The organism is Altererythrobacter sp. MTPC7 (genome assembly GCF_042851395.1).
Taxonomy (GTDB): domain Bacteria; phylum Pseudomonadota; class Alphaproteobacteria; order Sphingomonadales; family Sphingomonadaceae; genus CAJXSN01.
Map to the genome: position 1 here is coordinate 157970 of NZ_BTGS01000006.1, position 24428 is coordinate 182397.

Below are 24428 nucleotides of genomic sequence, written 5' to 3' on the forward strand. Positions count from 1 at the left end.
AGTGGATCGTGCTTGTTCCGAAAACGATATGGGGCGGATCCCGGGATAGAGATCCGCCCCGCGACAAAGCTGCCGCCCTATCGGAGTATGGCCATCCGGGTCGCAGAAGACAGCCATCTTCCGGTAAGCTCTGAATCGCGGTGAACGCGCCCTGTTTCGATGCTGCGCACAGGCAACATCGGTCCCTATAAGCACAGAGGGTTATCAAATGATAGGGTCGGCGAATTGTATAGGTGCGACACGGCGGCCGGATTTGGCCTGGTCCGCAACCGCTCACACCAGTCGCGACTGTTCCAGCGCAGCGTGGATGAACCCGGCAAACAGCGGATGCGGATCGAACGGGCGCGATTTCAGCTCCGGATGGAACTGCACGCCTACGAACCATGGATGATCCGGACGCTCGACGATTTCGGGCAGCAGGCCATCCGGCGACATGCCCGAGAACACCAGCCCGTCCTTTTCCATTGCGGGGATATAGGCCGCGTTCACTTCGTAACGGTGGCGGTGGCGTTCGGAAATGGTAGTCTCGCCGCCATAGATCGTGCTGACCAGGCTGTTGCCCGACAAGGCCGCGTCATACGCGCCCAGGCGCATGGTGCCGCCAAGATCACCGCCTTCCTCGCGGGTTTCCAGGCCCTCTTCGCTCATCCATTCGGTGATGATGCCGACCACGGGTTCCTCGGTCTCGCCGAATTCCGTCGATGAGGCAGAGCCATGGCCCGACGACCTTGCGCTTTCCACGCAGGCCATCTGCATGCCGAGACAGATGCCGAAAAAGGGAACCTTCCGCTCGCGGGCAAAGCGCACGCTGGCAATCTTGCCCTCGCTTCCCCGTTCGCCAAAGCCGCCGGGGACCAGGATCCCGTGAAGCGGTTCGAGCGCGGCGGCCAGTTCCGATTCCTCGCCTTCGAAAATCTCGGCATCGATCCACTTGATATGGACCTTGGTGCGATTGGCCATTCCGCCGTGGATGAGCGCTTCGTTGAGCGATTTGTACGCGTCTTGCAGGCCGACATACTTGCCGACCACGCCGATCGTAACCTCGCCTTCCGGATGGAAATAGCGGTCGGTCACGTCTTCCCAGGCGGAAAGGTCGGGGTCCGGTGCATCGGTGATGCCGAAGCCGCGCAGGACTTCGCTGTCCAGGCCTTCGCGGTGATACTGGAGCGGGACCGAGTAGATCGACGGCGCATCGAGCGCCTGGATGACCGCTTCGGGGCGGACGTTGCAGAATTGCGCAATCTTGCGACGCTCGCCTTCCGGAAGCTCGTGTTCCGCACGGCAGAGCAGGATGTCGGGCTTGATACCGAGGCTGGCCAATTCGCGGACGGAGTGCTGCGTCGGCTTCGTCTTCAGCTCGCCGGCGGCGGCAATATAGGGGACCAGCGTCACATGGACGCTGAGCGTCTGCATCGGCTCCAGTTCGTTTCGCAGCTGGCGGATCGCCTCCATGAATGGCAGCGATTCGATGTCGCCCACCGTCCCGCCGATTTCGCACAGGATGAAATCGAGGTCGCCGTCCTCGCCCGACTGGTCGGCCAGGGCGAAATCCTTGATCGCGTCCGTGACGTGCGGGATGACCTGCACCGTCGCGCCGAGATAATCGCCGCGGCGTTCTTTCGCGATGATGTCCTGATAAACGCGGCCGGAGGTGATGTTGTCGCTCTGCCGGGCGGATACGCCGGTGAAACGCTCGTAGTGGCCAAGGTCGAGATCGGTCTCGGCCCCGTCGTCGGTCACGTAGACTTCGCCATGCTGATACGGGCTCATCGTGCCCGGATCGACATTCAGATAGGGGTCGAACTTGCGAATGCGGACCTTGTAGCCACGCGCCTGCAGCAGCGCGCCGAGGCTTGCCGCCATGAGACCTTTTCCGAGCGAGGAGACCACGCCGCCGGTAATAAAAATGAACCGCGCCATGGGAGACGAGCCTTAATCCTGGATGCGGATTCGGGGCAAGCGAATTGCATCGGCCCTGCCCGGCCCATCCACATCAAATTGTCAGAACAGAAGCGAAGGGCCGATTACTCGGTCGCACCTGCGAGCGGATCCTCGGACGGCGTGGCGGTCTCATCGACGGGCGGCGTGTCGTCCGTTTCTGCCGTCACCGAGCCATCGGCGGCACCGGCCAGCGGATCCTGGTTCGCCGTCACGGTACGGTCGAGCGTCGATTCGATCTCGTCCCCGCCGGTCACTTCCACAGCCAGCGCTGCGAGCGCGATCGAGAGGACGACGAACAGGATGGCGAGAATGCGTGTCGTCTTCGTCAGGAAGTCGGCCGCACCGCGCGCACTCATCATGCCGCCCGGCGATCCGCCGATGCCGAGGCCACCGCCTTCGGAACGCTGCATGAGGATGACCGCGACCAGCGCGGCGGCCACGATCGTCTGGACGACAAAGAGGAAAAGAAACATGGGTGCCCGGCACCTTTGCAATTATGCGAAAGAACGTGTGGGGCGCATCTAGGCGCTGAGCGGCGTCATGCCAAGGGGCTTGCCCGGGTGGCATCCCCCGACGACGTCAGGCATCTCAGCCTTCGGCGACATCCCCTGCAGCCAGCGCGATATTCATGAAGCTTTCTGCCGAGAGGCTTGCCCCGCCGACCAGTGCCCCGCCGACATGCGGAACGGCCAGGATCTCGCGGGCATTCTCCGGCTTTACCGAACCGCCGTACAGGATGCGCATTTCGCCGGCAGCCTCTTCCCCGAAACGGGCTTTCAGGAAGTCGTAAATCGCCTGGTGCATCGCAGCGATATCCACGGTCGTCGGGACCAGTCCGGTGCCGATTGCCCAGATAGGTTCGTAGGCGACAGTCAGGCGTTCGCCTGCATCGGCCAGTTTTTCCGGCAGCGAATGGCGCAATTGGTCGAGCACGAATTTCTCCGCACCGCCATCTTTCCGGACGTCTTCCGGTTCGCCGCAGCAGACGATCGCATTCATACCCGCATCCAGAGCGGCATTCAGCTTCGACAGGACCAGCGCGTCGCTCTCGCCGTGGTTTTCGCGGCGCTCGCTATGACCGAGAATGACGAACTTGGCGCCGGCGTCGGCAGCCATGGTCGCGGAGATGTCACCGGTATGCGCACCGTCCTGCTCGGCATGGCAGTCCTGCGCACCCACGGCGATCTGCTCCGCCTCGCGGTGGACGGCATGGATCAGCGTGAACGGCGGAGCGATGGCGACTTCGGTCTTCATGTAGCGCTGGGCCGCACGGTCGATCGCCCGCGCTTCCGAAAGCATCGCGCGCGTTCCGTTCATTTTCCAATTGCCGACGATATAAGGTCGGTTGCTCATGCGATGTTCCTGAATTTCATACTTCAACCGTCCTTAGACGGTGGGGGGACGGGGCCGCTAGCCGAGCGGGCGCGATAGGTCAAAACCGTTTGCGACCTGTTGCGGCAAGGTCGCAGCCCCTATAGAGGCTCGTGACGACAAATGCCTCCCGGTATGGGCGGCGGCAGATACATTTCCCCGGATAAACGACCGACATGATCAATTCCTTCCGCAGATTTTTCCAGTCCAAGATCGGGCTCGGGATCACGCTGGCCTTCCTCGCGGTGATCGGATTTGCCTTTGCCAGCATGGATGTATCCTCCAGCGGGACGTTCGGCGGCCTGTCGGGCACCAGCAATGTTGCCGTCGTCGGCGACGAAAGGGTCGGCACGGGCGACCTGAGCCAAGCGGCGACCAATGCGCTCGACCAGGTTAGACAAAACAATCCGACGATCGCCATGCCCAGCTTCATCGCGGAAGGCGGGCTGGAACAGGTGCTGGAAAGCGTCATCGACCGCACGGCAATCGCGGAATTCGCCCGCAAATACGGCCTGCGGGCCGGGACGAACCTCGTAAACAGCGAAATCCGCCGCATTCCTGCATTTCGCGGACCCGACGGCAGTTTCAGCGAAGATGCCTATCGCGGCGCTCTCGGCCAGCAGGGGCTGAGCGATGCGATGGTTCGCGACGATCTCAGCCGCGGTCTCCTGGCCCAGCAGGTCATGGTGCCAACCACTTTCGGCACACAGCTGCCCGACAAGCTGGCGAGCCGTTACGCTGCGTTGTTCAAGGAACGCCGCACGGGCTCTCTCGGCCTGATCCCCAGCGCCCTCTTCGCGCCGGAAAAGGACCCGACCGCTGCGGAACTGCAGGCGTTCTATCGCGGTAATCGCAGCGACTATATCAGGCCGGAGCGCCGCGTATTGCGCTATGCCAGCTTCGACACGGACGCCTTGGGCGACCGCGCAGAACCGACCGAGCAGGAACTGCGCGCCCGCTACAACGAAAACCGCGCGCAATATGCGGCCAGCGAAGAACGGTCCTTCAGCCAAGTCATTGTGCCGACGCAGCAGGCCGCCAACGCCATCCGCAACCGCGTGACCGGCGGCGAATCGCTCGCTGCGGCCGCGCGTGAAGCCGGGCTGGAGCCGGCCGCGATCGGACCCGTTGCACGCGCAGATTTCGCCAGCCAGACCTCGCCCGCCGTGGCGCAGGCCGCCTTCGAGACGCAGGAAGGCCGCATTGCTACTCCTGCACGCAGCGGACTTGGCTGGCACGTCGTCCAGGTGACCGATGTGACCGCCATCGGTGGCCGCTCGTTCGAGCAGGCACGCAGCGAAATCCAGACCGCGCTTCGCGAGGAAAAGCGTCGCCGCGTCGTCAACGAACTGGCGGCCTCGATAGAAGAGCGCCTGTCCGACGGCGAATCCCTCGCTGACATTGCCGGGGAACTGGACATCGAGATTGCCACGTCCCGCCCCCTGACCGCCGCGGGCCTCGTCTACGGGACCCCGGACCAGCAGGCCCCGGACATCCTGCGCCCTGTCCTTCCGACCGCCTTCCAGATGGAAGAGGGCGAACCGCAACTGGCCGAAGTCGAGGCGGGCGAGACGTTCCTGCTGTTCGAGACGAGCACCATAACCGAAAGCGCCACCGCTCCGCTCTCCGAGATTGAGGACGAAGTGACCGCCGCGTGGAAACTTGCCCGCGGCGCTGTCGCGGCCCGTGCGGCGGCAGATCGTATCCTCGATCGCATCGAAGGCGGCCAGAGCGTGGTGGAAGCCTTCGCTGCCGAAGAAACCCGTCTGCCCCGCCCCGATGCACTGGCACTGACGCGAGAGGAATTGCTGCAGAACCGCCAGCGTGTCATTCCGCCCCTGGCACTGTTTTTCTCGATGGCAGAAGGCTCGACGAAGCAGCTGGAAGCGGAGAACGACAATGGTTGGTTCATCGTCGATCTCGACGATATCGAGGCCGGGCTGATTGCGTCCGACGATCCGTTGTTCGCGCAGGCAAAGGCGCAATTCTCCCAGACGCTGAGCGACGAATACAGTCGCCAGTTCGTGGCGGCGATGCGTGCGGATGTCGGCGTTGAGACGAACGACGAAGCGATTGCCGCTGTGCGACGCGCGCTCGTCGGCGAAAACTAGGGGCTCGCGGTTTCCGTGACGCCGGCGAGGCTTTCGGGCGCAGAGGACGCGCGTCTGCAACTGGCAGGTGGGCGCCCCGCTCTTGTCTGGCGCGAGCTGGTCGCAGACACGCAGACACCGGTCGGCGCCGCGCTCAAGCTGATCGAACCGGGACGCGGAGACTTCCTGCTCGAATCCGTCGAAGGCGGTGAAGTTCGCGGACGCTACAGCCTGCTCGGTCTCGATCCGGATCTGGTCTTTCGCGCCGATGGGAGCGGCCCTGCCATCAATTCGCACTGGCAGACCGACCGCAGCGCTTTCGTACCATGCTCAGCCGAACCGACGTCCGCGCTGCGCGATCTCATCGGACAAAGCCGGATCGATGTTCCGGACGGCTTGCCGCCCGCCCTTGCTTGCGTGGTCGGTTATTTTTCCTACGAAACGATCGGAATGGTCGAGAACGTGGCGCGCGCGGCGCAGCCGGGTCTCGGCCTGCCGGATATGGTCTTTACCCGGCCGACCGTCCTTCTGGTGTTCGATTCCCTGACGGACAAGCTGTTCTGCATCGCGCCCGTCTGGCCAGGCGAGAAAACGCCGGACATGCAGCTGGAACAGGCGGCCGACCGGATCGACGACACGCTTCGAAGGTTAGACGATGCCGCACCGCGTGCCGACGGCATCGTCGATTTGCCGGAAATGAAGCCTGAACCTGCCATGCCCGAGGGCGACTATGCCGACATGGTTGCCCGGGCGAAGGACTACATCGTTGCCGGCGACATTTTCCAGGTGGTCCTCTCGCAGCGTTTCTCCTGCCCGTTTCCCCTCCCCCCGCTTGCGCTTTACCGCGCCCTGCGCCGGGTGAACCCTTCGCCGTTTCTCTACCTTCTCGACCTGCCCGGTTTTGCGGTGGTCGGCTCCAGTCCCGAGATTCTCGTGCGGCTGCGCCAGGGCGAGGTCACGATCCGGCCTATCGCCGGGACGCGGCCCCGCGGCGCGTCGCGCGCGGAAGACGACAGCAACGAGAAGAGCCTGCTGGCCGACCCCAAGGAGCGGGCCGAACACCTGATGCTGCTCGATCTCGGCAGGAACGATGTGGGCCGTGTTGCGAGTGAGGGCAGCGTGGAAGTCACCGACAGCTTCACCGTCGAAAGATACAGCCACGTCATGCATATCGTCAGCAATGTGGTCGGAAAGCTCGATCCGTCGAAGGATGCCCTCGATGCGCTGTTCGCCGGCTTCCCTGCCGGGACGGTCAGCGGCGCGCCCAAAATTCGCGCCTGCGAGATCATCGCCGAACTGGAGCGCGATGCGCGCGGCCCCTATGCCGGAGGGGTCGGTTACTTCGCGCCCGATGGCAGCTTCGATAGCTGCATCGTCCTGCGCACGGCCGTGGTGAAGGACGACGTGATGCACGTGCAGGCCGGTGCAGGGATCGTCGCCGACAGCGATCCTGCATACGAACAGCGCGAATGCGAGGCGAAGGCCGGGGCACTCTTCGCCGCAGCGCGGGAAGCGGCCCGTGTCGCCAGCGAACCGGGCTTCGGCCAGTGAGGCGTTCACTCGTCATCTCATCTATCGCGCTGGTACTGGCATCGTGCGGCGACCAGTCGGGCGGGGAACCGGTCATGCGGACCGAGATCGGGTCCGGCGTCGCGGAAGAAACGGCATCGCCAACTTCGGAAGCTGAAGGCGCGCCAGAAGCGCAGGCGAACTCGCCCTGCCGCCGGACGACCGAAATGGGAGTTATCTATACCCATTGCATCGCCGACCCCGGCAGGCACCGCGTGACCATGTCCCTGGGCCCGAAAGGCTCCTACTACCGGACCTTCGCACGGCTCGCTGGGGCGCGCAGCAGCACGGCCTCTCCGGTCGTCTTTGCCGTCAATGGAGGCATGTACGATGAGGCCGGTGCGCCCATCGGTTATTACGTCGAGGACGGCGAGCGCAGGCGCGAGCTCAACCGCGCCGATGGCCCCGGCAATTTCCACATGCAGCCCAACGGCGTGTTCTACGGTACGGACACCAGCTGGCGCATTCGGACGACCGACGATTTCTACGCCAGCGTGTCCGACCGTCCGCGCTTCGGCACGCAGTCGGGCCCGATGCTCCTGATAGACGGCAAGCTGCATCCCGATTTTCAGGAAGACGGGCCATCGAAGATGATCCGCAACGGCGTCGGCGTCGATGCGCAGGGCCGCGCGCATTTCGTCAAGTCGGAAGGCGGCGTCAGCTTCGGCAGGTTCGCTGCCTATTTCCGCGATGTGGCGAAAACGCCCGATGCACTCTATCTCGACGGCAATGTTTCGGCCTTGTGGAGCCCGGGCGATGACCGCATGGACACCACCGTCCCGCTTGGCCCCCTGATCGTGGTGGAGGAAAGAGAATGACCCAGCCAGAACGCCGCACTCTCTATCCCGAAATCGAACCTTACGAGACAGGGATGCTGGATGTCGGCGAAGGACATTCGCTCTATTTCGAGCGGGTTGGTACGCCAGGTGCGAAGCCGGCCGTGTTCCTCCATGGCGGCCCCGGCGGCGGCATGGCGCCGGACCACCGGCGGCAGTGGGATCCCGAACTCTACGACGTCCTGCTGTTCGACCAGCGGGGCTGCGGCAAGTCGCTTCCGTTCGCGGAGATCGAGAACAACGATACGTGGCGCATCGTGGACGATATCGAGCGCCTTCGCGAGATGTGCGGACACGAGGCATGGCAGGCATTCGGTGGCAGCTGGGGCTCCACCCTCGCCCTCGCCTATGCGCAGGCCCACCCGTCCCGCGTGACAGACCTGGTCCTACGCGGCGTTTTCCTCGCCACGGCGAAGGAGAAGCAGTGGCTGTACGGCTACGGCGCCAGCGAGATCATGGCCGAGCAATGGGATGAGTTCATCGGCCTCATTCCCGAAGACGAGCGCGGCGATCTTGTGAACGCCTATTACAAACGCCTGACCAGCGACGACGAGGCCACACGCCTCGCGGCCGCGCGCGAATGGTCGCTGTGGGAAGGCAATGTCGCAACGCTGCTGCCCAACGAAGCCCTGCTGGGCAGTTTCGCCGATCCGTCGAAAGCGGTTCCTTTCGCCCGCATCTGCGCGAAATTCTTCCTCGAGGACTTTTTCCTGGAAGAGAACCAGTTGCTGGAAAACGTCGGTCGAATGCAGGGCATCCCCGGTATCATCGTGCAGGGGCGTCACGACATCTGCACTCCGCCAAGCGCGGCCTGGGCGCTGAAAAAGGCCTGGCCGGAGGCGGAATTCCGGATCGTTCACGATGCCGGTCACAGCGCGAGCGAGCCGGGCATTATCGACGGCCTGGTGCGAGCCACCGACAGCCTGGCGGGTAAGGCCTGAGCGTCATGATCCTCGTCATCGACAATTACGACAGCTTCACGTTCAATCTCGTCCATTACCTCATGGAAATGGGCGCGCAGGTCCGGGTGGAACGAAACGACGCGATGTCGGCAGCCGATGCGTTGCGGCTGGCCCCCGACGGCATCCTCATATCTCCGGGTCCGAAAACGCCTGACGAAGCCGGTATCAGCCTCGACCTGGTGGGCGCCTGCGCCGATGCGGCAAAACCGCTGCTCGGCGTGTGCCTTGGCCACCAGTCGATCGCGCAGTATTTCGGCGGCGAGGTCGTTCGTGGCGGATTGATGCATGGCAAGACCAGCCCTGTCGACCACGACGGAACGGGCGTATTCGCCGGCCTTCCCAGTCCGTTCACCGCCACCCGCTATCATTCGCTTGTCGTCGACAACATGCCGGACAGCCTGCTGGTAAACGCGACCAGCGAGACGCCCGGACTCGACGGCACAAGCGTCATGGGCGTACGCCACGCCGACCTCCCCATCCATGGCGTGCAGTTCCACCCGGAAAGCATCGCGACCGAACACGGTCACGCACTGCTTGCCAATTTCCTCACCCTGTGCGGCATGGAGGCAAAGCTACCGGCATGACGACCCTGCCAGACCCATCCCGGCATCTTGCCGAAGACGAGGCGGAAAAGGTTTTCGGCCACATCCTCGACGGCGATGTCGGCGACGATGCGATCGAAGCCTTCCTGACAGGGATGACCGAACGCAGCGAAACCTCGGACGAGATTGCAGGGGCCGCGCGTGCCTTGCGCGCGCGCCTGATCCCGATTGCGGCACCGGATAATGCGGTCGATTGCTGCGGAACGGGCGGCGATGGCCATCATACGCTCAATGTATCGACCGCGGTCAGCCTCGTCGTGGCCGCGGCTGGCGTTCCCGTGGCCAAGCATGGCAACCGCGCCGCCAGCAGCAAGTCCGGCGCTGCCGACACGCTCGAGGCTCTCGGGCTGGACATGGAAGCGGCCGGCAGGACGGCGGAGAAAACGCTTGCCGAACTCGGTATCTGCTTCCTGTTCGCAAAGAACCACCATCCCGCAATGGGGCGCATCCAGCCCATCCGCCTGAAGATCGGCAAGCGAACGATCTTCAACCTGATGGGTCCCCTGTCGAATCCGGCACGGGTCCAGCGACAGCTCATCGGTATTGCCCGCCCCGGATATGTGCCGATCTATGCTGGTGCCAAGGCGCGGCTGGGGACGCAGAGAACCATGATCGTGTCCGGCGACGAAGGTCTGGACGAACTCAGCCTCGCGGGCGGAAACGAAATTGCCGACGTCATGGGCAACCGATTCGACATGCGGCGTGCCGATGCATCCTTCGTGGGCGTGCCCCACGCGCCGGTCGAGGCGATCCGCGGCGGCGACGCGCAGCATAATGCAGCCGCGCTGAAATCGCTCCTGCGCGGGTCGCCCGGCCCCTACCGTGATGCGGTGATCTTGAACGCGGCGGCGACCCTGCTCGTGGCAGATGCCGCCGAGGACTGGAGCAGCGGGGCAGCAATGGCAGCGGAAGCGCTCGACAGCGGAGCAGCCCGCAAACTGCTCGTCCGCTGGATCGACATGGCTGTCTGAGATTGGCTTTCGCACGATGAACAAGCTCGAGGAAATCTGCGCGGCAAAGCGCGACGAGGTGGCCCGGCGCAAGGCTGCGGCTTCGGTGGCCGACATGACTGATCGCGCAGCCGGGCAAACAGAGCCGCGCGGCTTCGAGGCAGCGCTCCGCTCGGCCTCGCGCGATGGCTTCGCCCTGATCGCCGAGATCAAGAAAGCGTCCCCGTCCAAGGGACTGATCCGCCCCGATTTCCGCCCTGCCGATCACGCACGGGATTATGAGGCGGGCGGCGCGGCCTGCCTCTCCGTCCTGACGGACGAACCGTATTTCCAGGGGCATTCGGATTACCTTGTCGAGGCGCGCGAGGCCTGCGACCTGCCGGTCCTGCGGAAGGACTTCATGGTCCATCCGTGGCAATGCATCGAGGCGCGGGCGATGGGCGCCGATGCTATCCTCATCATCGTGGCCGCCCTGTTGGATTCGCAGATGCTGGAAATCGAGGCTGCCGCGCTTGAGCACCGGATGGACGTACTGGTCGAGGTGCATGACGAGGCGGAAATGGAGCGTGCGCATGCCCTGCAATCCAAACTCGTCGGGGTGAACAATCGCGACCTCAAAACCTTCACCACCGATCTGGCCGTGACGGAAAGGCTGGCACCACTGGCGCCCGAAGGCGCGCTACTGGTCGGGGAGAGCGGGATCGGCAGCCATGCCGACTGCACGCGTCTTTCGCACAGCGGTGTGCGGACGTTCCTGGTCGGGGAAAGCCTGATGCGCGCAGAAGATGTCGCGGCGGCGACGCGCGCGCTGCTCGAAGGTCGCTAGATCGCTGTGCTCGAAAGCGGCAGTGTGGCAGGAAGGCCCTCATGAGCAAACTGACCCATCTCGGCGCCGACGGCACGGCACACATGGTCGATGTCGGAAGCAAGTCGGCAACTTCGCGCAAGGCGGTTGCCGAGGGCACGATCGCCATGAATGCGGCCGCGCTGGGCGCCATTCGCGATGGCGCGGTTCCGAAAGGCGATGTGCTGGCGGCAGCCAGGATCGCCGGGATCATGGCTGCGAAGAAAACGGGCGAACTCATCCCCCTTTGCCATCCGCTGTCGCTGGACACGGTGACGGTCGATTGCACTGTCGAAGATGAGTGTGTCAGGGTGACTGCAACAGCCTCCCTGTCCGGGCGCACCGGCGTCGAGATGGAGGCAATGACCGCGGCGAGCGTCGCCTTGCTAACCATCTACGACATGGCGAAAGCGCTGGACCGCGAGATGGTGATTTCCGGCGTCAGGCTTCTGTCCAAAACCGGCGGCAAGTCCGGCGACTGGTTTGCTTCGAACTGAAAGCGGCACGAAGCCGGAACGCCTGTTCCGGCCCGAACTGCTCCAGAATGGCGCAATTGCTTGACTTAGCCAGATAGGTTCCCTAATCGTTCCGCATTCGTTCGCATTATCGCGCACGGATACGGCGAAACGATACAGGAGCTTGCCGATGCTCACGGCGAAGCAGCACGAACTGATCCAGTTTATCCAGCAGCGGCTGGAGGAAACGGGAATTTCTCCTTCATTCGAAGAAATGAAGGAAGCGCTAGATCTCAAGAGCAAATCCGGCGTGCATCGCCTGATTTCGGCATTGGAAGAGCGCGGCTTCATCCGGCGCCTGCCCAACCGCGCGCGTGCGCTCGAAGTCATCCGGCAGCCGGAAGATGCCGTTCCTGCCAGTGCCGCAAGGCCGAAGGCCGCGAACGACCTCGTCGGGGTGCGCGCTCCCGCACCTGCTACGCGGCCCGAACCGGCTAACGATGTCATCGAGATTCCTCTCCATGGTCGTATTGCGGCCGGTGCCCCCATAGAAGCGCTGGAAGACCACCAGAGCCTGCCGGTCCCGGCTGCCCTGCTCGGCCCGGGCGATCACTATGCGCTCGAAGTATCGGGCGATTCGATGATCGAAGCCGGCATTTTCGATGGGGATTTCGCCCTGATCCGTCGGACGAATACCGCCCGTGACGGTGAGATCGTGGTCGCGCTCGTCAACAACGAGGAAGCGACCCTGAAATACCTGCACCGCGACAGCGGCAATGTTCGCCTCGACCCGGCCAATTCTGCCTACGAAGCACAGGTCTACGCTCCGGCACAGGTCGAGGTTCAGGGAAAGCTGGCAGGCCTTCTGCGCCGGTATCACTAGTCCTCAGGCTTCCTGCCATTTGCCAAAAAATCGCAGAGGCCGGGACCAGTGCATCATTCGCTGTCACGGCCACGCCACCATCCGTGACTGCCTTGCGTATCGGCGACGCGGCTTATTTTCCCTTCGCTCAGCGCTATCGACAAGCCGCCACTGTGGTCCAGGAACCGGCGGTCCGCGCGTAGCCAGCGGGGCTGGCAGGAGCGCGGCAGATAGCGGTCGGCGACGACGATATCGGCTCTTTCGCAAGCCGCGGCCAGGGCGCGCTCGCCCACGAGGTCACGGCTTCTTGCCATCAGAACCTGCCATTCGCGCGCCCCTCGCTCCAATGCGATGACGCAGAAATCGCGTGAACATTCTGCGCCTTTCCAACCGCGAAGCGGTATGACCTCTCCGGAAGTTCCGGCCAGTTCTTGCAGATTGTCCTGCGCATAACCCGATCGGCTCTCTCGAAGCATGAGAAGCCTGTCGTCCTCGCCAGCGATGCCGACATGGCGCCCGTCACCGGATATCAGCAGGTCGGGCGTCGGCGTCGTCACTACGAGACAAACGCCCAGCGCGGCAGGCACGAGGCCCAGTGTCCTCTTTCGCCCCTTCCAGAGCGCCAGCCAAAGGCCACCGGCGGCGAACAGGGCAAATGTGAACCGCGACATTTGCGGCATCAGCTTGACTGCCCCGGGCTGCTCGGCAGTCCAGTGCGCAATGCGAAGCAATAGCTCGAGCGAGAACTCGGCCATCCACCACGCCGGTGCGCCCAGGCCGACGGTATCGAGAAACAGGGCAATCGCGATCAGCGGCATCGATACGAAGGTCACAAGCGGAATGGCCACCACATTGGCGAAAGCGCCGTAAACCCCCGCCCTGTGAAAATGGAACAGCACGATGGGCATCAGGGCGAATTCGATGACGAGCCCCGTAATCAGCAACATCGCGCCGCGCCGCGAGGTTCTGGCCGCCCAGCTTTCTTCCCGAGGCGCAAGAAACTGCTGGACCGGCGCGCTGTTATGCAGTGCGACAATCGCCAGCACGGCGGAAAAACTCATCTGGAAGCTGGGCCCCACAAGAGACTCGGGCCACAGGAAGAGAACGAAAGCTGCTGCCAGCGCCACCATGCGCAACGATAAAGCTTCCCGCCCGAACGCCAGTGCGCCCAGCACCAGCAAGGCCGCAGCGCAGCTTCGCACCGTGGGAACTTCCGCGCCTGTCAGCAGCGTATAAGCAATGCCAGCCACTGCGCCGACGCCTGCTGCCAGCACCGGGAGACGCACGCGCAAGGCGAGCCACGGCCATAGCGCCAGCAGCTTGATGGCCACGAGATAGGCTGCGGCAATTACGGCGCTCACATGCAGGCCGCTGATCGAAAGCAAATGGGTCAGTCCGCTGTCGCGCATGGCGTCCTCGTCCGCCTCGCGGATCGATCCCCGGTCCCCGCTGGCGAAAGCGGCGGCGATTGTCCCTTCCGATCCGGACACATTGGCCCTGACATGAGCCGACAGCGTTCGCTGCAACGCCTTCAACCGGTCCACATCCGGCGGGGCCGCCTGCGAAAGTTCGACCGGGCCGATGACCGAACCCGTGCCGGACAGGCCCATGAACCACGCGGTCCGCGCGAAATCGTATCCGCCCGGCACCATGGGCGATGCCGGGGGCATCAGGCGAGCGCGCAGCCGGACTGTCGCCCCTTCGATGAAGGCAGGATCATCGCTCGAGCGCGGAACGTTCACCCGGACCTTGCGCGCCGTCGCCGTCTCGGCATCGCGCATGGCAAGGGTCAGGCGCACGCGATCCCGCGAAGGCTGCTCCTCCCGGTCGAGCACTTTCCCGTTGAAGTGCAGTACGCGCGGATACTCGAACGCCTCTGCCCCCACTACCGCCGATCGTGCCCAGACCAGCGAAACGCCGAGCGCGAATGCGCAGCCCATGCCGATGGCGGCGAGGCCGAGCCGCATCCGTGCTTCGCGCGTTGTCCAGTGCCATCCGGCGAGTGCAAGCAGGATGCCGCAACCAATTGCCGACGCCCACATCCAGCTGGCCGGCAGGAGGAACCAGGCAGCCACCCCTCCCCCAAGCGCGACGACCAGCCAAGGCGCCCTCTCGAAGCCTGCATCCTCGAGCGCTGCATCCAGACGGTCGCCGATGCTGGACAAGCGGAAGCGCCCCTGCCAATGCCGGTGCTGCAATGCAGCATGGCCTGGCCCGGCGTCGCCGCTCCCCAGCGGAACCTCGGTTACCCCTCTCGACGCCATGGTCACGAGAATAGAAAAGGAAGCCGCGCCAGATGGCAAGCGAAAGCGACCAGAAAAACAGCGGGAAAATCAACGGCGTGGTGACACGCTTCGCCCCCTCGCCCACGGGATACCTGCATCTTGGCGGCGCTCGCACCGCGCTCTTCAACTGGCTGTTCGCCCGCCATCACGGCGGCCAGGCGCTGCTGCGGATCGAGGATACCGACCAGAAGCGTTCCACCCAGGATGCCATCGACAAGATCATCGACGGACTGGACTGGCTGGGTCTCGATTACGATGATGAACCCATGTTCCAGTCGAAGCGCGCCGAGCGGCACCGCGAGGTCGCCATGGCCCTGCTCGAGTCGGGCAATGCCTACAAATGCTACGCTACGCCCGAAGAACTGGAAGAGATGCGGGCCGCCCAGCGCGCTGCCAGGCAGCCGATGCGCTATGACGGCCGCTGGCGGGATCGCGGCCCCTCCGAAGCGCCGGAAGGTGCGCCCTTCACCGTTCGGCTGAAAACGCCGAACGAAGGTGAAACGGTGATTACCGATGCCGTCCAGGGCGAAGTACGCGTCGCCAATGCAGAAATCGACGACTACATCATCCTGCGCGCGGACGGGACGCCGACCTACATGCTGGCCGTGGTCGTCGACGATCACGACATGGGCTGCACGCACATCATTCGCGGCGACGACCACCTGAACAATGCGTTCCGGCAATTGCCGATCATCCGCGCCATGGCTTGGGAAGAGCCGGTCTATGCCCATGTCCCCCTGATCCACGGGGCGGACGGGGCGAAGCTGTCCAAGCGGCACGGCGCCGTCGGCGTGGAAGCTTATCGCGACGAACTGGGCGTCCTGCCCGAAGCGCTGTTCAACTACCTCCTGCGCCTCGGTTGGGGTCATGGCGACAAGGAAGAATTCACCCGCGCAGAAGCGATCGAGCTGTTCGACATCGACGGTGTCGGGAAAAGCGCGTCACGGTTCGACACGAAGAAGCTGCTGAACCTCAACGGCCATCATATCCGCGAGGCGGACGATGCGCGCCTCGCCAGGTTGGTTGCCGACGAGATGGACGGGCAACCCGACCTGGGCCTGCTCGAAAACGCCATGCCGTTCCTGAAGCCCCGGGCAAAGGATGTCCACGAGCTGGTCGAGGGCGCAGCGTTCCTGTTTGCGAAGCGGCCGCTCGCCATGACGGATAAGGCGGCCAAATTGCTCGATGACGAAGGCCGCGCAAGATTAGGTCAGGTTTCTGCCGAACTTCATGCCGAAAATGACTGGACAAGCGAGGCCCTCGAAGCCACTACGAAAGCACTTGCCGAGCGCCTTGAACTGGGGCTCGGAAAACTGGCGCAGCCCATGCGAGCGGCGCTGACGGGGACGACGACGTCCCCCGGAATTTTCGACGTTCTCGTCCTGCTGGGCAGAGAGGAGTCCCTCGCGCGGATCGACGCGCAGGCGGAACCTCGCAGCTGAAGCAGCACGCTATTGATTGTATTTGAAGGAGAAACGCTGGTGGCTGATAACACGGCAAAAATGGAACTCGGCGGCAATGCATACGAATTTCCGGTGCTCGAGGGCAGCTGCGGACCCGACGTTGTCGATATTCGCAAGCTCTATGGCCAGACCGACGCATTCACGTTCGACCCGGGCTACAAGTCGACGGCCAGCTGCGAAAGCGCCCTGACCTTCATCGACGGTAATGAAGGCGTGCTCCTGCACCGCGGCTACCCCATCGGCCAGCTGGCAGAGCATTCCAGCTTCATGGAAGTCAGCCACCTGCTCCTGAACGGCGAGCTTCCGTCGCAGGAAGAGCTGGACGACTTCACCTACACCATCACCCGCCATACGATGCTGCATGACCAGCTGCGCCAGTTCTACCAGGGCTTCCGCCGCGATGCGCATCCGATGGCCATCATGTGCGGCGTGGTCGGCGCCCTGTCTGCGTTTTATCACGACAGCACCGATATTTCCGACCCCGAGCACCGCAAGATCAGCAGCCACCGCCTGATCGCCAAGATGCCGACGATTGCAGCTGCGGCTTACAAGTACTCGGTCGGTCAGCCGATGATGCAGCCGGACAATTCGCTCAGCTATACCGGCAACTTCCTGCGCATGACGTTCGGCGTCCCGGCTGAGGAATACGAAGTGCATCCCGCGATCGAGCGCGCGATGGACCGTATCTTCATCCTCCACGCGGACCACGAGCAGAACGCGTCGACCTCGACCGTTCGCCTTGCCGGTTCTTCGGGCGCAAACCCGTTTGCGTGTATCGCTGCCGGTATTGCCTGTCTGTGGGGCCCCGCCCATGGCGGCGCCAACGAAGCTGCGCTCAACATGCTGCGCGAAATCGGTACGCCGGACCAGATCCCGCACTATATCGAGCGCGCTAAAGACAAGAACGACCCGTTCCGCCTGATGGGTTTCGGACACCGCGTCTACAAGAACTACGATCCGCGTGCGACGGTCATGCAGAAGACCGTGCGCGAAGTGTTCGAGGCCCTGCAGGTCACCGATCCGGTCTTCGAAACGGCTCTCCAGCTCGAGGAAATGGCGCTCGACGACGACTATTTCAAAGAGAAGAAACTGTTCCCGAACGTCGACTTCTACTCGGGCGTCATCCTCTCGGCGATCGGCTTCCCGACCACCATGTTCACCGCTCTCTTCGCGCTTGCCCGCACGGTCGGGTGGGTCGCGCAGTGGAACGAGATGATCTCCGATCCCGGCCAGGTCATCGGCCGTCCGCGTCAGCTCTACACGGGCCCGACGCAGCGCGACTACGTTCCCGTAAGCGAACGCTGAGCGGTACAAGGTAATGCGTGCACCGCGCTTCCTGTTGCAGGTTGCCGGTGTCACGCTGTTGTTGACCGGGGTCTGGTGGGTCCTGCAGGGCGCAGGCATCATCGGGGACCCCGGCACCAGCTTCATTGCCGGAGACCGTCGCTTTCTCGCCATCGGCGGGGTTGCAGGGCTGATCGGTATCGCCCTGCTGACCTATCTGCGCAGGACGGGACGTTGATCGTCAGTCCTGCGGTGTCAGGAAAAGCGTAAAACGCGCGCCCTTCCCTTCCTCGCTTTCAATCACGATGTCGCCGCCCATCGCCCGCGCGAGGCGGCGCGATATGTGCAGGCCAAGGCCGGAGCCGCCATCGCCGCTACGGCCCAGACGCTCGAACTTGTTGAACGCGCGTGCGGCGTCTTCGGCCGACATTCCCGGCCCCTGGTCGATGATCGAAATTGTCGGCTTACCCGAGATCTCGCGGGTCTCGATAGTGACTTTCGTGCCCGGCGGTGCATAGTTGATCGCGTTCCCGATCAGGTTCAGCAATATCTGCAGGACCCGCCGGAACTCGCCCGTGGCCGGTTGCCTGCTGCCTTCCGCCGGCTCGGCCAGGGTGATCTGCTTGTCGCGCGCACGAACGCCGAGGATCCCGGTCGCCTGCCTTGCGACATCGACGAGATCGATCGGATCGGGTGCAGTCGTGAAATTGTCGGACTCCACGATTTCCAGGTCAGCGAGATCTTCGACCAGGGCCAGCAAATGCTGACCTGCGGTTGCGATATCGGCGGCGTAATTGCTGTATTCGTCGGGCAACGGTCCCGCGAGCCGCGCCCTGATCGTTTCGGCATTGGCGATGATGCGCGCGATAGGTTGCCGCAATACAGGACCCAGCTCGCCTGCGAGACCATCCGGCGACGGATGGTTGCCCAGTGGCTGTGGCCCCCGCGACCTGGTCGGCAAGGGATCGTCGGCTACCAGCAAGAGTTCGAATCCCTCGCTCCCCGGATCGCGCTGTCCCAAGGGCAATAGCCTGATCGAGAAGCCGCGGCCTTCGCTTTCGATACGGCATTTTGCGCCGTCCAGCAGGCGCCAGTGTACCGGCTGGTGGTGATCGATATCGAGCAGGTCGACGAATCTCTTCCAGTCCTGCCCCGCTGCCTCGTTCATTCGCTCGACAAGGGGCTCGACGTCTTGCCCTTCGCCGACCGCGTGTACGATGGATTGCCGTGAATCGAGCCTGACGATGGCATCGGCCGTTGCGCGATCCGATGCGTTGCGACGACGCTGTTCGGAAGCGGCATCGAGGCCGCCGGTCGCGGAACGCCAGTTGGCCAGGGTGATGATGCATCCCTCGCCATTGCTGTCGGGCCGCGCATCGGCCCAGGTTCGTATGGTGCGTTCACCGTCGAACGCACGAATATCGCGCGAGAGAGCCACACCGAACCTCCTGGTCTTCGAGATAAGCTCGCGCAATTCCGGCACTGCGACCATGCCGGGCAATTCGCCTCCGCACCGTGTCTGGAGCGAAGCCAGAACCTCGTCGGCGAAGACAAGCCTGTCCTGCGCATCCGTTCGGCCATGGACGGTGGAGGAGGAAGCGATGTTCATCGTCCGTTCGCGCCCATCGCCGTGCTTTCGCCGAGGATCGTGCGCGCTTCGCCCGCGTGCATCCTGTCGAAGTTTTCCGGCAGTTCAATTTCCGGATGCAGGTAGAGAAACTGTTCCTCGATCGTGCGCGGCTGCAACCCTGCTGCCTTCAGGGAAAGCGCGAGGCGTGCCATCTGGCGGTCATTTGTCAGCAGGGCAGCTTTCTCGCGAGGAATCCCGGAATTCGTCGCCAGGGCGGAAATGAATAGCGACACCCCTGCATGGGGCAACGCAAGCGCCTTTTCGGTAACGCCTGCTGCTCCGCTCAGAAGGGAGGAAAACAGAGCGGTCCGCGTATTGTCCGGAACCGACGCCTTGCGCATGTCCGCAAGGATGGACGCGACCGCTTGCGGATCGTCCACACTGTTTGCGCCCTGCCAGCAAGCGATCGCATGGTTCAGTAACGAACCCGGCAATTCCTCGAGCGGCAGGACCATGCGCCGCTGCTGCTCCATGAACCGGGCCTGCGCAGTCAGGGCGGCCATGCCCTTGCTGGCGACGTCCTGCTCCTTCGCAGCGATGAAAGCCTGCAGCATGGGCGTCAGCACGGGATCGAGCGAGTTGCGCGCCTTCAGGCGCTCTGCCACCTGGAACTCTATCGCCAGCGCATGGCAATGCTCCAGAAATTCGGAACTGCCCGAGATTGCATGGACGAGGTCGTCGGTACGCATGGCGTCGATATCGGCCTGCACCTTGGCCGCCCCGCCTGCCTCTTCTTCGCCCGTGTCCGGTACTGACGGGTCAGGGGTATGCTTGCCCTCGAGCTCCAGCAATTGCCGGGCCACGTCGACCAGCATTCCGCGAACGCGCGCGACGATGGCATCGGTGAACAGCGAGTGATCGTGGTTCATCACCAGGTGGCCGAGGATCGGACCGACCGTGCCAAGTACGGTGTCGCCATAGGCCAGCTCGGCCCGCAAGATATCCTGCACGGACATTGCGGGCTGCGCTTTATCGGCCCTGTCGGTCGTACTTTGCTCACTCATGGCAGATCGCATAGCCCAACGTGGTTAAGACTGCGTTATGCGTCCTGTGCCGCGGAAATGAAATGCCAGCGCGCCGAAGCCCAGCATGGTCGGCACGAAAACGGCGCCCCACCAGATACCGAAAATTCCCGAACTCGCAGCGAGTGTCCATATCACCGGTGGCTGTACGAAGGCCCGAAATCGCTTTGGAGCGATCGGCCTGCCGATCCAGACCAGCAGCAGGGCGATGACCGAAGAAAATGCCGCAGCCGTAATGCTTTCCCCGCCAGCCAGTCCGGTTCCGACTGCGATGGCAGCGACGACCTCGCAGGCCGGTTCAGCCAAGCGGCTCCAGTCAGCGGTTTCGGGACGCGAGAAGCGCAGAGGCTGGGCCAGTTTGCGGACCTGTCGACCGATATCGGCGGCCACCATCGCCGCGACTGCAAGGATGATCGCTATTGCGGGTCTGCCCAGCCCGATCAGGGCGACACTCCCGACCAGCGCGAGGACCAGAACGCCGTAAGCATACGCATCCGGCAGATTGCGAGCGGCCAGATAGCCTGCACACCGCTGCGTCAAACTCGCCACCGTGCTCGGTGCTTCAGGGGCTTGGAGCGAAAACGGACGGTCATCTGCGGGAAGGCGCCAATCGCCATTTTCCAGCAGAGGGACCGATACGGCGCGCTCCTTGACACCCGACGATCGGGCGATGCGCGGCAAGGCGCTGAGCGGTTCGAAGTCAGTACCCAGCATATCCAGCTGCGACACATGACGACCGGGCATGCGCAATATCCCCGCCCATGCGCTATGCAGATCGAGCCGTTCCAGACCGGCGGCGAAGGCATGATCGGCCGGCAAGGTCGCAATGGCCTTTTGTGCGCCCAGCTTTTCCAGAACGACCGAATTACGGGCAAGGACGCCCGGCGCGATGACAATCAGTTCCGCATCTTTCGGCACGGAAGTTGCGATGTCGCCGGGCCGTGAAACAAACCGGAAGGCCAGACCTTCACTTTCCGCCAGGTGCTGCGCTGCCAGCACGTCTTCATCCGCAGGGTTTCGGCCGAGAAACATTATTGCATCGCAGCCCATGGCGATTGCCATGTCCACCTGCCTTTGCAGGACCGTAGTGCCGGCATAGCGCTCTCGATTGACGCAAGGCCGCTCTCCCGAATCCGCCAATGCAAGCATGGCGATAAGTCTGCAGCCCTGGACCATGACGGCCAATTAAGGGTAGCGCAGCCTCCTGCCAAGCAGGCTCGGCACGCGAAGTGAGATCAGCGGTCGAAGTCTGCGAGAAAGCCGTCGAGCTCGCGCAGGATCAGAGGATCGCCCGGTGCGCTGGCGATGGCGTTCTCGGCCAGGGCCATCAGCGGCTCGGCATGGAAACTCGCGGCGAGACCCTTGATCCGCTGCGCGGCGACCAGCCAGTTGCCGTCACATCGTGCCCTTTTGAGCAAATCCACCTGCTGTTCGACACTATCGCGAAAAGCCGCACTTAGTTCCGCATGCAGCGCGGCATCTTCGCCCGCAGCGGCCGCAAGGTTCGCAGAAAAGTTCGCATGTTCGAACGCCATGGGCCCGGTCAATAGCGATCCAATGGTTAAGGCAGGGTTTCAAGACTGGCGCTTTATGGTAAATGCCCAAGGATGACTGGGGGTCACACCATACGGGCGATCGGGCCCGAGCCAGAGGGCGACGACGCGCACCGCGCGGCCGACGCCGCGACCGAGGAATATGGCACGGCGGAGTCGGAAGACTCCTACGAGTCCGAGGAAGAGCTGTGGGAGGAGGAGGCCGGTACGGGCCGCGCGACTCGCAGCGGATGGATATGGCCTGCCCTCGCGCTGTTCGTGATTGGGTGCTGGACCGTGTTTTTCGGCTGGACCTACCGCGAAGAAATGCTGGCCGGGGCGTCTGCGCAAGACTGGATCGGCTGGGCCGGGGACTGGGCCCTGCCCGTCCTGCTGGTCATCGGAATCTGGCTTATCGCCATGCGGACGAGCCGCCGCGAGGCATCGCGCTTTGCCGATGCCGCCCACGCGCTCTCGACCGAATCCGCCCTGCTGGAAGAACGACTCGTCACGGTGAACCGGGAGCTGAGCCTGGCACGCGAATTCCTGTCGTCCGAAACACGCGAACTCGAAACGCTTGGCCGCGTCGCCGGGACGCGCATCACGGAGCACGCGGAAAGCCTGCAGTCCCTGATCGGTCAAAACCATGACCAGGTAGAGCGGATCGGAACCATCAGCGAAAACGCGCTCGCCAATATGGACCGGCTGCGCGACGAACTCCCCGTTATCGCAAACTCTGCCCGCGATACCTCGAACCAGATCGGCGCCGCCGGTGAAGGTGCCAGCGAACAGCTGGAAAGGCTCGTGACAGGGTTCGAACGGCTCAATGTCTTCGGGCAGGCGAGCGAGCAGCAGGTCGCCTCGCTCAGCGAACGGATCGATGCCGCCCTCGCCGCATTCGAAGCACAGGCAGCCCATATGGGCGACGTGACCGAACAACGCTTCGCCGCGCTGCGCCAGGCAAGCGAGGATTATCGGGGCGAACTGGATTCGCGAGAAGTCGCCGGACTGGCCGCCATGCGGCGCCGGATGGACAGCCTCGGCGAGGAACTTGCTGCCAGCAGCGCGGAACTGGATCGTGCCGAAGCCGCCGCTATCGACAGTCTGAAAGAGCGCCTCGCCGGACTTTCCGATGAAAGCGCCTCGCTGTCCGCCGGCCTTAGAGCCACCGAGCAGCAGGCAGGAGACAGCTGGTCCCGCCAGGTCGATGCTCTGCGCGAACGCCTTGGACAGGCGGTGGAGGAAATCCAGGCGCTCGATGCACAGGCGCTCGAAAACGCCCAGGCCAAGCTGGCGGAACTTCGCACCGAGGCCGAGCGTGTCGATGCCGCCATGGCGGACCGGGACGCCGCGTTCGGATCGCGTGTGTCCGCGCGCCGGGAAGAAATCGAAGGCGCAGAGGCTGCTTCGCTTTCGGCACTGGAAGACCGCTTTGCGGCCTTCGACGCCGGTCTGGCCCATCGCAAGGACCAGCAGGCGGAATATGCCGAAGTCGTCCAGCAGCGTACCGAGGCAACCCTCGCGAAACTGGCGGAACTGGCCGGTCAATCGGAAGAACTGGCTGCCAGGGCCGAGGATGCCCAGCAACGCCTGACCGCATCGAGCGAGACCATGGCAGCGCGTATGGCAGGCGCAAGGGAAGATAGCGAAGCCCTGCAACCGGCCATCGAGGAACTGACCGAAGCAAGCGTGCGCCTGCTCGAACTCATCCAGGCCGGCGCCAATCACAGCCGGGAAACCTTGCCCTCCTCGCTCGAGGAGGCGGAAACCCGCCTGATTGCAGCCCGCGAGGCCGGAGAGGAATTGCAGGCACTGCTGGGCGAAACGGGAAGCCGCTCTCGCTCGGTGTCCGACTACGTCATCCTGGCGCGTGAAGAGACTGAAAAGGTCGATGCCAATCTCGACGGTCTGGGCTCCCGTCTCGATGGCCTGCGCCAGACGTTTGCGAACGAGGTCGAGGCGCTTCGTGTCTCGCTTGCCGCACTGGAGGACGATACGGATGCTGTCGGCGAAAAGGCATCGACAACTCTGCGGGCATCGATCGACGATCTGGATCGCAAGGCGCGCGAGGCGCTGTCCCTGACCGACACGGAAACGGAAAAACGCCTCGGGCTCCTGGCGGACACGATCGGCGAAAAGACAGCCGGGGCGATCAACGCCGCGCTGACGGAGCAATCATCCCGCAGCATTGCCGATCTCGACGCCGCCGCAGCGAAGGCAGCGGAGGCTGCGAGGCAGGCAGCCATGCAATTGCGGGACCAGCTTGCCCTCGTCAACGAACTGGCAGGCAATCTGGAAAACCGCGTTGCCCTGGCGCGGGAACGGGCGGAAGAGCAGGTCGACAACGATTTCGCGCGCCGCGTCGCTCTGATTACCGAAGCGCTGAACTCCAACGCGATCGACATTGCCAAGTCGCTGTCCAGCGACGTGACCGATACGGCATGGGCATCCTACTTGCGCGGCGACCGTGGCATCTTTACCCGCCGAGCCGTCAGCCTGATCGGAAACACGGAAGCGCGCGAGGTCGCCGAACTTTACGACACCGACCCCGACTTCGCGGACCACGTCAGTCGTTACATCCACGATTTCGAGGCGATGCTTCGCACCATGCTTTCGACCCGCGACGGAAACGCTCTAGGCGTTACCCTGCTCAGCTCCGACATGGGCAAGCTCTATGTCGCTCTCGCACAGGCAATCGAACGGCTCCGCTCCGATTGATCGGCGGGCCCC

General features: G+C 63.7%; 21 protein-coding genes. 13 read left to right on the plus strand and 8 right to left on the minus strand.

Going from position 1 to position 24428, the window contains the following annotated elements; all coding sequences use genetic code 11:
- Positions 1 to 273 precede the first annotated feature (273 nt).
- From ACGHJ7_RS07230 to tpiA, 3 genes are all read right to left on the minus strand, one after another.
- Complete coding sequence (locus ACGHJ7_RS07230) at positions 274 to 1920, minus strand: CTP synthase (RefSeq protein ID WP_390475880.1); 1647 nt, start codon at positions 1918 to 1920, stop codon at positions 274 to 276.
- A 104-nt stretch (positions 1921 to 2024) separates the two neighbouring features.
- Positions 2025 to 2414 (minus strand): preprotein translocase subunit SecG, encoded by a 390-nt coding sequence (secG, locus tag ACGHJ7_RS07235; RefSeq protein WP_390475882.1) that lies wholly within the window; start codon positions 2412 to 2414, stop codon positions 2025 to 2027.
- Between the two features lie 115 nt (positions 2415 to 2529).
- Positions 2530 to 3294 carry a triose-phosphate isomerase gene (gene tpiA, locus ACGHJ7_RS07240; RefSeq protein WP_390475884.1) on the minus strand — a complete coding sequence of 255 codons (765 nt, stop codon included), beginning with the start codon at positions 3292 to 3294 and terminating at the stop codon, positions 2530 to 2532.
- Between the two features lie 194 nt (positions 3295 to 3488).
- On the opposite strand from tpiA, the gene ACGHJ7_RS07245 reads away from it, so the two are divergent.
- The 9 genes from ACGHJ7_RS07245 (at position 3489) to lexA (ending at position 12503) form a co-directional block, all read left to right on the plus strand.
- A complete protein-coding gene (locus tag ACGHJ7_RS07245; RefSeq protein ID WP_390475886.1) occupies positions 3489 to 5423 on the plus strand; it encodes a SurA N-terminal domain-containing protein in 1935 nt (644 codons plus the stop codon).
- Positions 5424 to 5438: 15 nt separating this feature from the next.
- The gene (gene trpE / locus ACGHJ7_RS07250) at positions 5439 to 6953 is read left to right on the plus strand and encodes an anthranilate synthase component I (RefSeq protein WP_390475888.1); all 1515 of its coding nucleotides are present in this window, start codon (positions 5439 to 5441) and stop codon (positions 6951 to 6953) included.
- On the plus strand, positions 6950 to 7789 hold the full coding sequence (locus ACGHJ7_RS07255; RefSeq protein ID WP_390475890.1) for a phosphodiester glycosidase family protein: 840 nt from the start codon (positions 6950 to 6952) through the stop codon (positions 7787 to 7789). Before trpE ends, ACGHJ7_RS07255 begins: the two co-directional genes overlap by 4 nt.
- A complete protein-coding gene (gene pip, locus ACGHJ7_RS07260; protein ID WP_390475892.1) occupies positions 7786 to 8748 on the plus strand; it encodes a prolyl aminopeptidase in 963 nt (320 codons plus the stop codon). Before ACGHJ7_RS07255 ends, pip begins: the two co-directional genes overlap by 4 nt.
- 5 nt (positions 8749 to 8753) lie before the next feature.
- Positions 8754 to 9353, plus strand: a complete 600-nt coding sequence (locus tag ACGHJ7_RS07265) for an anthranilate synthase component II (protein WP_390475894.1) — start codon at positions 8754 to 8756, stop codon at positions 9351 to 9353.
- Positions 9350 to 10342: an anthranilate phosphoribosyltransferase gene (trpD, locus tag ACGHJ7_RS07270; protein WP_390475895.1), complete on the plus strand. Its 993-nt coding sequence runs from the start codon at positions 9350 to 9352 to the stop codon at positions 10340 to 10342. Before ACGHJ7_RS07265 ends, trpD begins: the two co-directional genes overlap by 4 nt.
- A 16-nt stretch (positions 10343 to 10358) precedes the next feature.
- Positions 10359 to 11147, plus strand: a complete 789-nt coding sequence (gene trpC / locus ACGHJ7_RS07275) for an indole-3-glycerol phosphate synthase TrpC (protein WP_390475897.1) — start codon at positions 10359 to 10361, stop codon at positions 11145 to 11147.
- A gap of 41 nt (positions 11148 to 11188) precedes the next feature.
- Complete coding sequence (moaC, locus tag ACGHJ7_RS07280; protein ID WP_390475899.1) at positions 11189 to 11662, plus strand: cyclic pyranopterin monophosphate synthase MoaC; 474 nt, start codon at positions 11189 to 11191, stop codon at positions 11660 to 11662.
- A gap of 148 nt (positions 11663 to 11810) precedes the next feature.
- Positions 11811 to 12503, plus strand: a complete 693-nt coding sequence (gene lexA / locus ACGHJ7_RS07285) for a transcriptional repressor LexA (RefSeq protein WP_390475901.1) — start codon at positions 11811 to 11813, stop codon at positions 12501 to 12503.
- Between the two features lie 53 nt (positions 12504 to 12556).
- Here lexA and ACGHJ7_RS07290 read toward each other — a convergent pair whose 3' ends face one another.
- On the minus strand, positions 12557 to 14746 hold the full coding sequence (locus tag ACGHJ7_RS07290) for a ComEC/Rec2 family competence protein (RefSeq protein ID WP_390475903.1): 2190 nt from the start codon (positions 14744 to 14746) through the stop codon (positions 12557 to 12559).
- 32 nt (positions 14747 to 14778) lie between these two features.
- On the opposite strand from ACGHJ7_RS07290, the gene gltX reads away from it, so the two are divergent.
- Genes gltX through ACGHJ7_RS07305 form a run of 3 tightly spaced genes read left to right on the plus strand, consistent with a single transcriptional unit; the run spans position 14779 to position 17752 of the window.
- On the plus strand, positions 14779 to 16209 hold the full coding sequence (gltX, locus tag ACGHJ7_RS07295) for a glutamate--tRNA ligase (protein WP_390475905.1): 1431 nt from the start codon (positions 14779 to 14781) through the stop codon (positions 16207 to 16209).
- Between the two features lie 39 nt (positions 16210 to 16248).
- Positions 16249 to 17535 carry a citrate synthase gene (locus ACGHJ7_RS07300; RefSeq protein ID WP_390475908.1) on the plus strand — a complete coding sequence of 429 codons (1287 nt, stop codon included), beginning with the start codon at positions 16249 to 16251 and terminating at the stop codon, positions 17533 to 17535.
- A gap of 13 nt (positions 17536 to 17548) precedes the next feature.
- Positions 17549 to 17752, plus strand: a complete 204-nt coding sequence (locus ACGHJ7_RS07305; RefSeq protein ID WP_390475910.1) for a hypothetical protein — start codon at positions 17549 to 17551, stop codon at positions 17750 to 17752.
- 3 nt (positions 17753 to 17755) lie between these two features.
- Here ACGHJ7_RS07305 and ACGHJ7_RS07310 read toward each other — a convergent pair whose 3' ends face one another.
- The 4 genes from ACGHJ7_RS07310 to ACGHJ7_RS07325 all read right to left on the minus strand — a co-directional run bounded on the left by ACGHJ7_RS07310 (position 17756) and on the right by ACGHJ7_RS07325 (position 21701).
- Positions 17756 to 19123, minus strand: a complete 1368-nt coding sequence (locus ACGHJ7_RS07310) for a sensor histidine kinase (protein ID WP_390475912.1) — start codon at positions 19121 to 19123, stop codon at positions 17756 to 17758.
- Positions 19120 to 20148: a hypothetical protein gene (locus tag ACGHJ7_RS07315; RefSeq protein ID WP_390475914.1), complete on the minus strand. Its 1029-nt coding sequence runs from the start codon at positions 20146 to 20148 to the stop codon at positions 19120 to 19122. Before ACGHJ7_RS07315 ends, ACGHJ7_RS07310 begins: the two co-directional genes overlap by 4 nt.
- Positions 20149 to 20172: 24 nt before the next feature.
- Complete coding sequence (locus ACGHJ7_RS07320; RefSeq protein ID WP_390475916.1) at positions 20173 to 21315, minus strand: hypothetical protein; 1143 nt, start codon at positions 21313 to 21315, stop codon at positions 20173 to 20175.
- Between the two features lie 86 nt (positions 21316 to 21401).
- The gene (locus ACGHJ7_RS07325) at positions 21402 to 21701 is read right to left on the minus strand and encodes an Hpt domain-containing protein (RefSeq protein WP_390475918.1); all 300 of its coding nucleotides are present in this window, start codon (positions 21699 to 21701) and stop codon (positions 21402 to 21404) included.
- A 72-nt stretch (positions 21702 to 21773) separates the two neighbouring features.
- On the opposite strand from ACGHJ7_RS07325, the gene ACGHJ7_RS07330 reads away from it, so the two are divergent.
- Positions 21774 to 24416 carry an ATPase gene (locus ACGHJ7_RS07330; protein ID WP_390475920.1) on the plus strand — a complete coding sequence of 881 codons (2643 nt, stop codon included), beginning with the start codon at positions 21774 to 21776 and terminating at the stop codon, positions 24414 to 24416.
- The last annotated feature ends 12 nt before the right edge of the window (positions 24417 to 24428 follow it).